13 protein-coding genes are annotated in these 14,038 nt (G+C 61.9%); 3 read left to right on the top strand and 10 right to left on the bottom strand.

The genetic code is table 11. The features are described 5' to 3' along the window. Positions 1 to 3: 3 nt before the first annotated feature. From BLU46_RS26625 to BLU46_RS26665, 9 genes are all read right to left on the bottom strand, one after another. The gene (locus BLU46_RS26625) at positions 4 to 768 is read right to left on the bottom strand and encodes a polysaccharide biosynthesis/export family protein (RefSeq protein WP_017476845.1); all 765 of its coding nucleotides are present in this window, start codon (positions 766 to 768) and stop codon (positions 4 to 6) included. A 29-nt stretch (positions 769 to 797) separates the two neighbouring features. After that, positions 798 to 1,709 carry a glycosyltransferase family 2 protein gene (locus tag BLU46_RS26630; protein ID WP_093207801.1) on the bottom strand — a complete coding sequence of 304 codons (912 nt, stop codon included), beginning with the start codon at positions 1,707 to 1,709 and terminating at the stop codon, positions 798 to 800. Further along, positions 1,709 to 3,169: a mannose-1-phosphate guanylyltransferase/mannose-6-phosphate isomerase gene (locus BLU46_RS26635; RefSeq protein ID WP_063028460.1), complete on the bottom strand. Its 1,461-nt coding sequence runs from the start codon at positions 3,167 to 3,169 to the stop codon at positions 1,709 to 1,711. Before BLU46_RS26635 ends, BLU46_RS26630 begins: the two co-directional genes overlap by 1 nt. Beyond that, complete coding sequence (locus BLU46_RS26640; RefSeq protein ID WP_093207804.1) at positions 3,169 to 4,608, bottom strand: undecaprenyl-phosphate glucose phosphotransferase; 1,440 nt, start codon at positions 4,606 to 4,608, stop codon at positions 3,169 to 3,171. The genes BLU46_RS26635 and BLU46_RS26640 overlap by 1 nt, the downstream gene beginning before the upstream one ends. A gap of 445 nt (positions 4,609 to 5,053) precedes the next feature. Continuing rightward, a complete protein-coding gene (locus BLU46_RS26645; protein WP_093207807.1) occupies positions 5,054 to 7,540 on the bottom strand; it encodes a TonB-dependent siderophore receptor in 2,487 nt (828 codons plus the stop codon). 105 nt (positions 7,541 to 7,645) lie between these two features. Further along, positions 7,646 to 8,605, bottom strand: a complete 960-nt coding sequence (locus BLU46_RS26650) for a FecR domain-containing protein (protein WP_093207809.1) — start codon at positions 8,603 to 8,605, stop codon at positions 7,646 to 7,648. Further along, on the bottom strand, positions 8,592 to 9,107 hold the full coding sequence (locus BLU46_RS26655; RefSeq protein ID WP_093207812.1) for a sigma-70 family RNA polymerase sigma factor: 516 nt from the start codon (positions 9,105 to 9,107) through the stop codon (positions 8,592 to 8,594). Before BLU46_RS26655 ends, BLU46_RS26650 begins: the two co-directional genes overlap by 14 nt. Positions 9,108 to 9,236: 129 nt before the next feature. Continuing rightward, the gene (locus tag BLU46_RS26660) at positions 9,237 to 9,539 is read right to left on the bottom strand and encodes a DUF6124 family protein (RefSeq protein ID WP_017476852.1); all 303 of its coding nucleotides are present in this window, start codon (positions 9,537 to 9,539) and stop codon (positions 9,237 to 9,239) included. 304 nt (positions 9,540 to 9,843) lie between these two features. Continuing rightward, positions 9,844 to 11,169, bottom strand: coding sequence for an aminotransferase-like domain-containing protein (locus BLU46_RS26665; protein WP_093207815.1), 1,326 nt, complete (start codon positions 11,167 to 11,169; stop codon positions 9,844 to 9,846). A 94-nt stretch (positions 11,170 to 11,263) separates the two neighbouring features. Here BLU46_RS26665 and BLU46_RS26670 point away from each other — a divergent pair, with 94 nt between their 5' ends. Together BLU46_RS26670 and BLU46_RS26675 are read left to right on the top strand one after the other, a co-directional pair. Continuing rightward, positions 11,264 to 11,893: a LysE family translocator gene (locus BLU46_RS26670; protein WP_063028472.1), complete on the top strand. Its 630-nt coding sequence runs from the start codon at positions 11,264 to 11,266 to the stop codon at positions 11,891 to 11,893. Positions 11,894 to 11,920: 27 nt separating this feature from the next. Further along, entirely contained in the window at positions 11,921 to 12,262 is a 342-nt protein-coding gene (locus BLU46_RS26675; RefSeq protein WP_093207817.1) for an antibiotic biosynthesis monooxygenase family protein, read from the top strand. Here BLU46_RS26675 and inhA read toward each other — a convergent pair. Then, the gene (inhA, locus tag BLU46_RS26680; RefSeq protein WP_063028476.1) at positions 12,259 to 12,939 is read right to left on the bottom strand and encodes an isonitrile hydratase; all 681 of its coding nucleotides are present in this window, start codon (positions 12,937 to 12,939) and stop codon (positions 12,259 to 12,261) included. The two genes, BLU46_RS26675 and inhA, sit on opposite strands and share 4 nt — an antisense overlap. A 91-nt stretch (positions 12,940 to 13,030) precedes the next feature. Between inhA and BLU46_RS26685 the strand changes: the two genes are divergently transcribed. Next, entirely contained in the window at positions 13,031 to 13,999 is a 969-nt protein-coding gene (locus BLU46_RS26685; RefSeq protein ID WP_093207820.1) for a GlxA family transcriptional regulator, read from the top strand. Positions 14,000 to 14,038: the final 39 nt, after the last annotated feature.

Genomic DNA, 14,038 nt, shown 5'->3' on the forward strand with positions numbered 1-14,038 from the left:
CCTTTAGTGGTTCGTGGTGTAGCTGTAGCCCACACCAATGGATTTGGTGAAGGGAATCAGCTGGTTCAGGTAAGTGTCCACGCCTTGGATCCGTTCGCCGACGTTGGACTTGGGTACAAACACCACGTCACCGCGTTGCAGCGCCACGGGCTTGCGGCCCAGTGCGCCGTTCTTCAGGTACTGGCTGAAATCGAGGAAGTAGGCGTGGTAAACGCCTTGTCCGTCTTCACGCAGCAGGGCGACCATGCTCGCGTTGCCCACCGAGCTCACGCCGCCGGCACCGAGAATCGCCTGCTCCATGGTCGGGGCGGTGGCGATGGAAATAGCCGACGGGTTTAACACCGCGCCGCCGACGATCACCGTGTTACCCGGCGCCTGGTTGATGTTCACCGTCACCCGAGGCTCGCGATACACCGGTGCGAGTTTCTGGCTCAGCTCGGCGGCGACTTCCGCCGGCGTGCGCCGCGCCACCTGGATCGGCCCCAGGAAGGGGTAGTTGATCTTGCCGTCGTTCTGCACGGTGTACAGCGTCAGCTCGTAAATCGTGCTGACGTTGAACGCCGACAGGGTCGGCATTTCCCCGGCATCGCGGACGATCCGCAGCTGGTCGCCGATGCGGATCCGCTCCACCGCCGGCGGCAACTGGGCCATGCGATCGAGGGCCTGCTTGCCCTCGTTCACCGTCTTGCCATCGGGCGCGACGATCCGCGCGGGCGTATTGCAGGCGGCCAATGCCATCATGGCCAGGACGAGCAAGGTTCGTTTCATCAAAGGGGTCTTCCTGTAGGTCATGATGCTCACCTCCAATAACCGGGGAACATGCTGATGCGCCGCTTGAGGGCGAGGGGGAGCTGGCGCTCCAGATGGCCCAGCCGGTAGCCGAGCAATTTGAACGCGCTGCGCACCAGTACTTCGGGTACGCGGTGCAATGCACCGGCTTCGCGTAAAGCTCGAAGCTCAGCCAGTACATAGCGTTTACCTTCACCGCCGGCATCGCCAAAAGCCTGGCGAATCCACGGCTCGCGGCCGTAGAACACGCCAATGTCGAAGTAGCGGTGAAACTCATCCATGAGACGGTAATCGTGGGAGTGATAGACCAGGGCGGTGGCGGCATAGCGCACCTTGTAGCCTTCCAGCAGCATGCGGGCGGCGACGTAGGCGTCCTCGCTGCCGATCACATCCGCGGGGAAGCCACCGACGGCTTGCAGGGCGCTGCGCCGGTACACCGAAAAAGAATCCGAGCTGAAGCAGGTCTTGATCCCCAGCTCCGGCGCATCAGCCAGGCTTTTGCTGCGGCTTTGCGGCGGGTAGTTGAAGTGGCGTGATTGGGCCCCCAGCACACCGGCATCCGGGTGCGGCAGTTGGCGGCCATAGGCGACGCCGTTGAGCGGGTCCAGTTCCAGTTCGCCCACCAGGTTGGCGAACGTCTCGGGTTCGGCGGGGATCGCGTCCTGGGTCATCACGATCAGCGCGTCGCCGTCGACTTGTTCGCTGGCCCAGCGGCGGGTACCACCATGGTTGAAGTCCTTGGCATCGATCACTTCGACCCGTACGCCGAACTCGCGAAAACGCGCCACGGTGTCGTCGCTGGAGGCGCTGTCGACCACCAGGGTTTCGTCCGGTTGCAGGGTTTGCATGCGCAGCGCCGGCAGCAGCCGGTCGAGGTGGCCGGCTGCGTTGCGGGTCGGGATGATCAGGGCGGTACGCATCACTGCTTCACTTCGGCCGGAGCCCGGCCGTAGATGTCGTCAAAACGCACAATGTCGTCTTCCCCGAGGTACTCGCCGCTCTGCACTTCGATCATTACCAGGTCGATGATGCCGGGGTTGGTCAGACGGTGTTTGTGCCCGGCTGGAATGTAGGTGGATTCGTTGGCGTTGATCAGGAATTCACGGTCGCCGTTGGTAATCATCGCCGCGCCGCTGACCACGACCCAGTGCTCGCTGCGGTGATGGTGCATCTGCAACGACAGCGAGGCGCGTGGCTTGACCACGATGCGCTTGATCTTGAAGCGGCTGCTTTCTTCCAGCACGGTGTAGGTGCCCCACGGCCGGGTCACGGTGCGGTGCAGGCTGAAGGCCGGATGGTTCTGGCGCTTGAGCTCGGCGACGATGTAGCGCACGTCCTGGCTGCGGTTGGCGTCGGCAATCAGGATCGCGTCCGGGGTGTCGACGATGATCAGGTCGCTCACGCCCACCGCGCCCAATACGCGCTTGGGGGAGTCGATGTAGCAGTTATGCACGTCGTGCAGGATCGCTTCGCCATTCACTTGGTTGCCATTGGCGTCGCTCGGGGTGAGCTGGCGCACCGCGTCCCAGGAACCGATATCACTCCAGCCGATGTCGCAGGGCACCACGGCCACTTGCGCGGATTTTTCCATCAGCGCCACGTCAATCGATATATCGGGCGCCGACCCGAAGCCTTCAGCGTTCAATTCGCGCTGGCGGCAGTTGTTGTTATTCAGGCTGTGGCTGTGGTCGAGGGCGGCTTTCGCGGCGTCCAGTACGGCGGGGGCGTGCAGCGCAAGCTCGTCGAGCAATGTGCTTGCCTTGAAGCAGAACATCCCGGCATTCCACAGGTGCTTGCCGCCGTCCAGATAACCCTGGGCGGTGGCCAGGTCGGGCTTCTCGACGAAACGCTTGACCCGGAAACCCTGGCCCAGTGCATCGCCTTGTTCGATATAGCCGAAGCCGGTTTCAGGGTGGTCGGGCTGAATGCCGAACGTCACCAGGTAGCCGGCCTCTGCCAATTCGCGGGCCTGGGTGACGGCATCGGCGAAGGCGCTTTCATCGAGGATCAGGTGGTCGGCGGGCATCACCAGCAACTGCGCCTCGCCGCCGAAATTCTCCTGCACATGCAGGGCGGCCACGGCGATTGCGGCGGCGGTATTGCGGCCAAACGGCTCCAGCAGCAGGTCGAGGGCCAGGTGGGTCTTGTTGACCACGCGGTAGTCATCCAGGGTGCGAAACAGCATCTCGCGGTTGGTCACCGTCAGCACGTTCTCCACGCCCGGCAAGTGACTGGCCCGCAGGAAGGTCTTCTGCAACAGGCTCTGGTCGTCACGCATGCGCATGAAGGGCTTGGGCATGTTCTGCCGTGACACCGGCCACAGCCGGGTGCCCGAGCCACCGGAAATAATGCAGGGAATCAAGCCGTTGAGGGTGTTCATCAATAGACTTCCTTGGTCGAAAGGACGGCTGGGACCGTCATGAAAACGATGTACAAGTCGAACCACACCGACCACTTCGAGATGTACTCCAAGTCGTATTCAACGCGTTTCTGAATCTTGAACAGGGTGTCGGTTTCACCACGATAGCCGTTGATTTGCGCCCAGCCAGTGATGCCCGGTTTCACCCGGTGCCGCGAGCTGTACTCGCTGACGGCGACTTCGTAGGGCACCCCGGCCGCCTTGGTCGCGGTGGCATGGGGCCGCGGGCCGACCATCGACATGTTGCCCAGCAGCACGTTGAACAACTGCGGCAGCTCATCAATGCTGGTCTTGCGAATAAACCGGCCCACGCGGGTGATGCGCGGGTCGCCGCGAGTGGTCTGGCGGTCGGCGTTGAAGTCACTCATCTCGGCGTACATCGAGCGGAACTTGAACACCCGGATCACGTTGTCGTTGTAGCCAAAACGGTTCTGGCGAAACAGCACCGGGCCTTTGGAGTCGAGCTTGATGGCTATCGCCGTGACCAGCATGATCGGCGACAACGCCACCAGCCCCAGGGTCGCCAGGATCAGGTCTTCGCAGCGCTTGATAAACGGCGACCAACCCCGCAGCGGCACATGGGAGGTGTTGAACATCAGGATGCCGCCCACATCGGTGATGCGGCTGTGGCCGTAACGCAGGGCGGCCATGTCGGGTACCAGCATGACGTTGACCGACATCTGCCGCAGGCGCTTCACCAGCCCGTTGATCCGCTGTTCGGCGGCCCAGGGCAGGGTGATCATCACCTGATTGACCTGCTCGGAGCGGATCAGCTTTTCCAGGTCGCGGGTGTTTCCCAGCAGCGGCAGGTTGCTCAATTCCTTGGGGATGCGCTCGGTGCGGTCGTCGATAAAACCGATCAGGCCGGAGCGGATATCACCGTTGCGTTGCAAGTGGTCGGCCACGTGCACGGCGGTGTCGGTGAAGCCGAGGATCACCGTACGCTGCAGGTATTTGCCGTTCGCCATCAGGTTGCGAAACAGGCGCAGCATCACCATCCGCTCCACCCCGAACAGCGCCAGGCTGGTGATAAACCAGAACACCAGGTTGCGCGGGCTCAACTGCGGGAACATCTGCAGAATCTGGTACATGAACAGCAGGATGCAAAACGCCGAAGACCAGGCCACCAGCATGGTGCGAAACCGCAGGCGGTTGCTGAACAACTCCTCGGAGTAAACCCCCATGGCCTGGAACAAAATAATCGTCATTATCGCGAAGAACAGCAGCAAGCCGAGAAAGTGCGCGCGCAACTCGGAGGCCATCGGTTCCGGATAAAACAGCAGGATCAGTGCCGGAAAAACAGCGGTGAGACCGTGCATCAACTTTACGAAAACGACAAAAAATTCAATAAAACCGGCCCGGGTCAAAAACAGGCTGTCGACGGACGACTTCTCGCGCATAAAAACATCCCTCATTGCACACCAGGGCTTCCTTGTTCGGCTGCTCATCCATAAAGGCAGGGCTTGCTTTATAAGTGGCGCCAGACGAACGGCTTGCTTCGCTGGGTAATACGCAATTACCTATCTATTTGCAGGGAATTTGCGGGGTAATGGCTAAATGATGGTTCTCTTTTCATTGTTCGTCAAGGTTTTGACTTTTTTATAAGGGTATCGATCTAGACACATTATCTAATCATCTACGTGACAAATTGTTGACTGTCTAGGTCGGGTTCTCGGGTTCTTCGAGAACAAAATGCTGGCGTTTTGGAGTGTAGGAACAAATTTGGGAAATTTCCTGCCGGGGAGGAAAACCTTTTTTTGACGGAGGTAGGACGCGGGGTTTTTCGGGGACAAGCGACGAGTGGTGAGGACGTGAGTCCGTCACCACATTGAGGCGGTACTAACCTTAAAAATTGCCTTTCAAACTGACGGTGAAGTTGCGCGGTTCGCCGTAGAAATTACCCCAGTCGGCCGTTCCCACCGTCTGATAGTAATTTTTGTCGAAGAGATTGTTACCGTTCAGCGCCACCGTCCATGTGTCATCGACCCGGTACGCCAACCGCGCATTCCATACCGCATAACCGGCTTGTTCCAGTTTGATGCCTTGAATTCGGTAGTTGCTGCTCTGGGCGTTGACGCCGGTGCCGACGCTCCATTTCGACAGTGTTCCGTCCAGCTGATAATCGCCCCACAAGCGCAGCATGTGTCGCGGCACGTAGCTGTTTGCGACCGCGCCAATTGCGGCGCTGTTGATGTTGTTGAGATTCTTGGTCTGGGTGTAGGTGTAGCCGCCCGCCACTTGCAAGCGTTCCAGCAACTCGCCACTCAACTCGGCTTCGACACCTTGTGCGCGAACCTTGCCAGTGTCGGTGTAGCAATAGCCGTCTGCCGAGGTACCGCATTGGGTGGTGTAGTCGGTTTCGGCGGCGTTTTTCTCGATAGCGCGGAACAATGCCAGCGAGCTGTTGAGGCGCCCCTCAAACCATTCGCCCTTGATGCCCAGCTCGTAGTTTTCGCCGATTTTGGGCTTGAGGGCGGCGCCGGTCACCGTGGCGTTGGAGCTTTGTGGCTGGAAGATATCGGCGTAGCTGGCGTACACCGAAAGGTTGTCGTCGAGGTCATAGATCACCGCGGCGAACGGCGTGACTTCACCGGTTTCCTTGGTGCGTGCGTCCTGCAGGGCCCATTCGCCCCAGGCGAGGTTATTCGACTGGCGGCGGTTTTCGAACCAGCTGACGCGACTGCCGAGCACCACCATCAATGGCTCGGCCAGCCTCAGGCGCAAAGTGGCGTAGGTACCGTACTGGGTGGCGGTTTCCTTGACGGTGCCGCCCCGGTACATGTTGGGCCAGAAGGTATCGTTGGCGGGCTGCGGGAAGTGGTGGTTGGGCAGGAAGATACTTTGCCGGTCGGGCAGGCTCCGGATCGCGTAGACATCGTCCTGGGTGCCACGGCTGCCATTGGCGCCGATGATGAGTTCATGCTGCAAACCGAACGCTTCGAACTTACCGTCCAGGTAGGCATCCAGTCCGAAATCCCGGTGGTCGTAGTCAAACAGCGCGGCGTACATCTCGGCGGTTGGCGCCGGATCACCGTACTTCACGGTGCCTTGGCTGGCGGCGTATTTGATGTCTTGCAGGTTGCGGCTGTTCACCGCCGTGACCTTGAGTTGCCAGTCGTCGTTGAAGTGGTGGGTGAGGTCGGCAAACAGCGTAGTGCGTTGGCTCTGCCAGTCGTTCCAGGCCTGGCCCAGGCAGGTGGAACGGCTCAGGCCGATGCTCTTGCCGTCGCTGTAGCGCGGCACACCGCCCCAGCAGGGCGTTGCATCGACATCTTCGTAGCTGGCACCGATGCCCAGGGTGGTGTCGGGCGAGAGGTCAACATCCAGTGCGAGGTAGACAGCTTGGTCCTGGCGCTTGGAGACGTCCATGTACGAGCCACGGTTCTGTTGGCTGACCACGGCGCGGCCGCGTACGGTGCCGCTGTCATTGAGCGGGCCGCCGGTATCGACGTCGGCGCGGTAGTTGTCCCAGGTGCCGGCAGACAGCGACAGGCTGGTGGTGGGTTTGTCTTGTGGCCGCTTGCGCACGAAGTTCACCGCACCACTGGCGGTGCCGGCGCCCTTGAGCATGCCGGCTGCGCCCTTGAGCACTTCCACCCGGTCATAGATCGCCATGTTGGCGGTGAAGCTGTCGGCCTGTACGTAGTCTTTGCCGATGTCCAACGGCACACCGTCGAACTGGTATTGGCCGAGCATCTTGAAACCACGGGAATAGAAATACTTGCCACCCATAGGTGAGTCGTAGGTGGTGATGCCCGGAGTGTGTTCCAGCAATTGATCGATGGTGGTGATGTTCTGGTCGTCGATCAGCTTGCGGGTCATGACGCTGACCGATTGCGGTGTTTCCCGCAGACTGTGGGCGCCCTTGCCGATGGTCACCGCGCCGGTGGTGTAGGAACCGCTGCCGTCAGTGGTGACGCCGAGGTGTTCGCCGGTCACGGTGGTGGCACCCAGGTTCAGCGCGCCGGTGTCCGCGACTTGCGGCAACAGCAGCCAGGTGTTGTTGCTCTGGCGTTGGGCTTGCAAGCCCTGGCCCTGGATCAATTGGCTCAAAGCCTGTTGGCTGTCCAGCGCGCCGTTGAGGCCGGGGCTGGTCTTGCCGGCGACGCTGGTGGCGTCATAGGACAGGCTGATACTCGCCTGGCGCGCAAACTGGTCGAGCACCGTGGCCAATGGGCCGGGTGCGATGTTCCAGTCACGGGCCTGGGTGTCGCTGGCAGGCGTTTGCGCCATGACGGCCAGGGGCAGGGCGCTGCCGTTCAGGCAGGCACCGAGCAGGGCGGCGTGCACCGCATGCTTGAGGGGAGAACGCTTGGAGGGGAACGCTTGCATGATCGCGGAATGCTCCTGAAGGAAGTGGACAGAATCGGCCTGTTGATCGGCCTTTCCTTACAGGTCGAGCGAAGATGAGAATTCACCTCATTTATTTTCGGGAGGTCATGCACGAGCTGCGACGGTCACCCAATAACGGCTGCGATAGGTGATGTTCACCGACAGTGCCTGTGCCACCAGGGTCAGGACCTGATCGGTATCGTCCAACTGGTAAGTCCCGGACACACGCAGGCCGGCGACCGCTTCGCTGCAGCGCACCAGCCCATTGCGGTAACGGCTCAGCTCCGCGAGGAAATCGTCCAGACGCATGTTGTGAGCGCTGATCACACCGTCGCTCCAGGCCCAGGGATCCAGGCCCGTGGTGGCGGGTGGACGCAAGCCGTTTCGATCAAACAGCATCTGCTCGCCGGGCTGTATCACCCCACGTGCGCTGGCCTGATGGCTGTCGGCGAATACCGCGACGCTGCCTTTTTGCACGGCGAGCAAGGTGCCGTGGGGCTCCTCGCGCACCATGAACCGGGTGCCCAAGGCGCGCAGATAACCGTCGCGGGTTTGCACCCAGAAGGGCCGTGGCGCGCTACCGTCGGCGCCCATGTCGATCAGGATTTCACCCTGGCGCAACTGCACCAGACGCCTTTCGGTGTTGAAGACTGTGTCGATGGCGCTGGCACTATTGAGCTGGATACGGCTGCCATCGTCGAGGGCTACCCAACGCCGCTCTCCGGTAGCGGTGCGGTATTCGGCCAGCAGGCCGGGCAATGGCGTGTAGTCGCGGCCGAACCATGTCAACCCTGCGGCACCGGCGAACAGCCCGAGCAACTTCAACCCTTCACGGCGGCTGATGCGTTGGCGGGCACCTTGCAAGGCATGGCGGCCGACCTGTGCCGGCAACTGCGCAAACTCGTCACTCATCGACGAGACCCGTTGCCAGGCCTGCTGGTGATCGCCACTGGTTTCAAGCCAGCGTTCGAAGGCGGCCGTGGTGGCGTCATCGGCAATATTGAACCGCAGCTTGATCATCCACTGGATCGCCTGGTCCACCAATGGCGGATTAGCCTTCGGCATAACGCAACCGATAACAGGCGTGCAGTGCCTTGGCCAGGTCGCGCTCCACGGTGGCCTTGGACACCCCCAGGCGCAGGGCGATCTGTTGGCAGGTCAGGCCGTCCAGTTGCGCCAGCAAAAATGCTTCGCGCACCCGTGGCTTGAGTTGGTCCAGCAGGCGGTCGATGCGCTCCAGGCTGTCGAGGATCAGCAGGCGGGTTTCTTCCGACGGCACCTCGACTTCCGGGAAATGGGCGAGACTCTCCAGATAGGCACGCTCCAGTTCGCGGCGGCGATACTGGTCGATCATCAGGCTGCGGGCGATGCTGCTCAGGTAGGCGCGGGGTTGCAGCAAGGCTTGCTGCTTGCGCGCATTGAGCAGGCGCACGAAGGTTTCCTGCGCCAGGTCGGCGGCGTGCTCACGGCAGCCCGTACGCCGGCTCAACCAGCCGCGCAGCCAGGAATGATGGGCATGGTAGAGCTGGCCGATGGCGGCATGGTCCAGTGGGTGGTCGCTCGACATGGGCATCCTGGCGCGGGCGTCTTAATTGATAACGGTTCGCATTCTATGCGCTGGCCAGAGGATTGGGCAATCGTTGCCGTGTGGATTTGGCGGGATGCACAAACCCACACAGGCTTGACGGGGTTGCGGCTAAGCCTTGCGCAGGTGCAAACACTCAATCGAGCGGTCGACGGTGGTCTTGGCAATTTCCAGCAAATGCCACACCGCCAACAACTTCGCCCGCTCGGGGCTTTGCAGCAGTTCGCCGCAGTCGAGGGCGGTGGCCGAGGCGCTGCTGAGCAGGCTCGCGGTGTAGAGCAGGGCGTCTTCGAAACTCAGGTCTTCGTTGACGGTGTGGAAGCCCTGGGAAGGCAGGTAGTGTTCGAGTGCGCGATTGAACGCGGCGCGGTTTTTCAGCAGGTCGCTGGGTGGGTCGGGGACGGCTTTATTCATGGTGTAACTCCTTATGAGACCAGGAGCCGGCCCCCATCGCGACTAAACGATGGGTGGCGGCTGTACGCAGGTTAGTCGACCGGCCACAAGGAAAATCCGGCGCACCCGAAGGTGCCCTGCGCACAGCCACCATAAAACCTCATGATGAAACCATGCGCCTTGTGAAGGTTCGGGCGACTAAACCCGTTCACTGATGAGCAGTGAAGGGGCGAAGACTAGCCACCGGTTCCGACAGGCACAAGGCCGAAAGATTGTCTCGGAAACGTCCCGCAAATCAAAGGGATTTAGCCTGCTGGCCCTTTATTCATATCCGAATTGTCTCGCGAATTTTCCTCAAGGCTAATCTCAACGTCGCCAAATCAATCGACCCCAACGCCACCCGCAACGCATGCGGCACATGGGCTGTACAGGCGAACGGCTCTGCACTGGTGACGCGCACACCCTGGCCCTCCAGCGCGGCCACCACAGCATCCGCCCGCAGACCTTCGGGCAACACCAGCCACAGGTAATACGACGCCGGATGCGCAATCACCTCACACCCTCGCAATACCTCCCGGGCCAGCGCCTGGCGTTGGCGCGCATCCTGACGCTTCTGTTCCTCCAGCGTATCCACCGCGCCGGACTCGATCCAACGGCACGCCAGGTTCACCGTGAGCGTCGGTGTGCTCCAGGTCGAGACGCGAATCGCTTGCTCCAGCGCCGGTACCCACGCTTGGGGCGCCACGATAAACCCTACCCGCAACCCCGACGCTACGCTCTTCGACAGGCCGGACACGTACACCGTGCGCAACGGCGCATAGGTGAACAACGGCTTGGGGGCGGGCTCTGCGAGAAAGGCGTAGGCGCCGTCTTCGATCAGTAGAAAATCGTAGTGCTCAGCCAACACTGCAAGGCGTTGGCGGTCGGTTTCGCTCATCACCGTGCCCAGCGGATTGTGCAGGGTGGGCATGCAGTAAAACGCCCGTACCGGGCGCCGTTTGCACAAGGCCTCCAGTGCATCCAGATCAGTATGGCCAGCCGGTTGCGGCAGAGGCTCCAGGTCTATGCGCTGGGACTGGGCCAGGGTTTTCAACCCGGGATACGTCAGCGCATCAACCGCCAACACATCCCCCGGTTGCAGCAACGCCATCAGGCTGACAGAGAGACCTTGCTGCGCCCCGTTGACGATCAGCACCTGCTCGCCACCTACGCGAATCTGCCGATTACGCAGGTGCCGCGCCGCCGTCTGCCGCTCATGGGCGCGGCCACCCTGAGGGGCAGAATGCAGCAGGGCATCGAGGTCGCCCGAGGCGGCGATGGCGCGCAAACCGTCTCGCAGCATTTCGGCCTGGCCGGGCAGCGAAGGGTAGTTCAGGCTCAGGTCCACGGTGCCCGGTTGCAGCGGTTGTTGAACCAGGCCCATGCCTCGCAGTAGGGTGGTATCGCGCACAAACGTGCCGCGCCCTGGCTCGCCCACTACCAGACCACTGGCCTCCAGCTCGCTGTACACCCGCAACGCCGTCGCCAGAGCAATGCGATGGCTGTTCATCAGGCTGCGCACGGTCGGCAACTGGGTGCCCGGCGGCAATTTTCCGACGCGAATCCGCGTGGCCAGTTCATCGACGATCAGTTTGTAGCGGACCTGAGCCATGGTGCGTTCCCGTGTAAAGCGTATCTAGATCAATTTTTTGTTTGTATCAGGTGAGCTGATTAATCTACAGGCTTTCCCGGTGGATGGCTTGAGCATGATCGACCTCGCAACCCTGGCTGTTTTCTCTGGCGCAGTCCTGCTGCTGTTGTTATCCCCGGGGCCGAACATGGCTTTCGTCATCAGCCACGGCGTGACCTATGGCTGGCGTGGCGGCGTGGCGTCCGGGTTGGGCATCAGCGTGGCGGACCTGCTGCTCACGGCATTGACCGCGACCGGCGTGACCGCACTGGTCGCCAGTTGGCCGCCGGCCTTCGACCTGATTCGCTACGCCGGGGTGTTGTACCTGCTGTGGCTGGTGTTCAAGACCCTGCAGAAAACGCCCGCCCTGGACACGGCCCACGTCAGCCGCGTGCCGCTGGGCCGGGTGTTTGTGCGGGCGATGCTCAACAGTTTGCTCAACCCCAAGGCGTTGCTGTTTTTCATGGTGTTCCTGCCGCAGTTCGTCAGCCCCAAGGCGGGGCCCATCGCGCTGCAACTGGTGGTGCTGGGGATCATCCTGACATTGATCAGCGGTGTATTTCATACCGTGCTGGGGATCTTCGGCGGGGCGCTCAGCCGGTTTTTTGCCGGCAAATCGGGCAGCGCAGGCTTACAGAAATGGGGCCTGGCGACCGTACTGATGGTGCTGGCCGTACGGTTGGCATTGATGTCTCGCCCGACGTGAAATCCCACTTATAAAAGGACGTTACCCATGTACATCGCAGCCTTTATCTACAAGCCTGGTGAACGGGATGACGAGTTCCAGCGCCTCACGGATTTGATCGACGCACTGGCGGCAAGGCTGCCGGGATACGTGGGGGCCGAGTCGTGGCGCTCGGCGGATGGGCGTTTGATCAACGCCAGTTATTACTGGCGTGATGAAGCGTCAATCCGCGCCTTTGCCAGCCACCCGACCCATCTGGAAGCCAAGCGTCTGTACCGCCGGTGGTACGGCGGCTATCACGTGGTGATTTCCAAAGTGGAGCGGGCCTATGGGGACGGAACGATCGGGCATCTGGTGCCCGCCGACCGCCACGGGCATGCGAATGCTTAACCCAGCCGCGCCGCCGCCCGTGCCACGATTTCACCTCGTGTCTTGCGCGACTCGGCGGTGCGTTTGCGGGCTTCCTCCAGTACATGCGGCGGCGCGGTTTCCGGCCGGCCTGCATTGAACGGCGGGGCAGGTGCATATTCAATCTGCAACTGCACCAGTTGCGCTGCCGCTTCGCTGTACAGCTCGGCCGCCAGGGTCAGGGCAAAGTCGATCCCGGCGGTGATCCCGCCCCCGGTCAACAGGTTACCGTCACGCACCACGCGCTCCTGCACCGGGATCGCGCCCAGCGGGGCGAGCAGGTCGTGGTAGGCCCAGTGGGTGGTCGCGCGACGCCCTCGCAGCAAGCCCGCCGCACCCAGCACCAGGGAGCCGGTGCACACCGAGGTCACGTAACGCGCGGTCTGGGCTTGTGCCTGGAGAAACGCCAGGGTTTGCTCATCTTCCATCAACGCCCCGACGCCCGAGCCGCCAGGTACGCAAATCACATCCAGCCTCGGGCACTCGTCATAGGTGGTGCTGGGGGTAAACACCAGACCGGTGCTGGCGGTCACGGGCGCCAGGTCCTTCCACACCAGATGCAGCTTCACATCCGGTAGCGATCCCAATACGTCGTAAGGCCCGGTGAGGTCCAGTTGCTGGATACCGGGGAACAACAAAAAGCCGATCTGCAAGGTCATGGGGACTGCTCCTGATAAAGGGATGGACGGCTTCACTCTAGTCACCTAGTCTTTGGCGCATACGCCATTGAGCCCACGAATTACGCCAATCATGCCCAAAGTCATCAACGTGCTCGCCTTTCCCAAGGTGCAGGTCCTAGACGTCACCGGGCCCCTGCAAGTGTTTGCCTCGGCCAACGACCTGGCGCGCCAGCAGGGTTTGCCATTGCCCTATGCGGTCAGTGTGATTGCCGCGCAGGCAGAGCCAGTGATGACCTCGGCGGGCCTGGCCCTGGTGGCCGAGCCGCTGCCGGCCGCCGATGCGCCGTGCGACACGCTGGTGATCGCGGGCGGTTGGGGCGTGTACGGGGCCGCCGAAGACCCGGCGTTGGTGGACTGGGTGCGCCAAAAAGCCACCCGGTCACGGCGCATGACCTCGGTGTGCACTGGCGCCTTTCTGCTGGCCGCCAGTGGTTTGCTCGACGGCTGCCGCGTGGCGACCCACTGGACTCGCTGCGAAGAACTCGCGCGCAAATACCCACAGCTGACGGTGGAAGCCAATCCGATTTTCATCCAGCAGGGCAACCTGTGGACCTCGGCCGGCGTGACCGCCGGCATCGACTTGTGCCTGGCACTGGTGGAAGAGGACCTGGGTCGCGCCGTGGCCCTGGAAGTGGCGCGGCACCTGGTGGTGTTTCTCAAGCGCCCCGGTGGGCAATCGCAGTTCAGCGTGACGTTGTCCCTGCAAAAGGGCGGCAGCCGTTTTGCGGAGTTGCACGCCTGGATCGCCGAACATCTGACCCTCGATTTGAACGTTGCCACACTGGCCGCCCAGGCGGGCATGAGCGAGCGCAGCTTTGTGCGCCACTACCGCGCCGAAACCGGCCAGACGCCCGCGCGGGCCGTCGAACTGATCCGCGTGGAAACCGCCCGCCGGCAGTTGGCGGACAGTAGCGCGTCGATCAAACGCATTGCGGTGCACTGCGGATTTGGCTGCGAAGAAACCATGCGCCGCAGCTTCCTGCGGGCGGTGTCGATCACGCCCCAGGCCTACCGCGAACGGTTTTGCGCCCCCGGTTGAAGCAGGGCCTGCTTGAACGAATAGGTACGTTTTTGTATC

Source organism: Pseudomonas yamanorum (assembly GCF_900105735.1).
Lineage (GTDB): Bacteria > Pseudomonadota > Gammaproteobacteria > Pseudomonadales > Pseudomonadaceae > Aquipseudomonas > Aquipseudomonas yamanorum.

Coding starts and splice junctions, on each gene's coding strand:
- BLU46_RS26625 (WP_017476845.1), bottom strand. CDS start 768: ATGAAACGAACCTTGCTCGTCCTGGCCATGATGGCATTGGCCGCCTGC.
- BLU46_RS26630 (WP_093207801.1), bottom strand. CDS start 1,709: ATGCGTACCGCCCTGATCATCCCGACCCGCAACGCAGCCGGCCACCTC.
- BLU46_RS26635 (WP_063028460.1), bottom strand. CDS start 3,169: ATGAACACCCTCAACGGCTTGATTCCCTGCATTATTTCCGGTGGCTCG.
- BLU46_RS26640 (WP_093207804.1), bottom strand. CDS start 4,608: ATGCGCGAGAAGTCGTCCGTCGACAGCCTGTTTTTGACCCGGGCCGGT.
- BLU46_RS26645 (WP_093207807.1), bottom strand. CDS start 7,540: ATGCAAGCGTTCCCCTCCAAGCGTTCTCCCCTCAAGCATGCGGTGCAC.
- BLU46_RS26650 (WP_093207809.1), bottom strand. CDS start 8,605: ATGCCGAAGGCTAATCCGCCATTGGTGGACCAGGCGATCCAGTGGATG.
- BLU46_RS26655 (WP_093207812.1), bottom strand. CDS start 9,107: ATGTCGAGCGACCACCCACTGGACCATGCCGCCATCGGCCAGCTCTAC.
- BLU46_RS26660 (WP_017476852.1), bottom strand. CDS start 9,539: ATGAATAAAGCCGTCCCCGACCCACCCAGCGACCTGCTGAAAAACCGC.
- BLU46_RS26665 (WP_093207815.1), bottom strand. CDS start 11,169: ATGGCTCAGGTCCGCTACAAACTGATCGTCGATGAACTGGCCACGCGG.
- BLU46_RS26670 (WP_063028472.1), top strand. CDS start 11,264: ATGATCGACCTCGCAACCCTGGCTGTTTTCTCTGGCGCAGTCCTGCTG.
- BLU46_RS26675 (WP_093207817.1), top strand. CDS start 11,921: ATGTACATCGCAGCCTTTATCTACAAGCCTGGTGAACGGGATGACGAG.
- inhA (WP_063028476.1), bottom strand. CDS start 12,939: ATGACCTTGCAGATCGGCTTTTTGTTGTTCCCCGGTATCCAGCAACTG.
- BLU46_RS26685 (WP_093207820.1), top strand. CDS start 13,031: ATGCCCAAAGTCATCAACGTGCTCGCCTTTCCCAAGGTGCAGGTCCTA.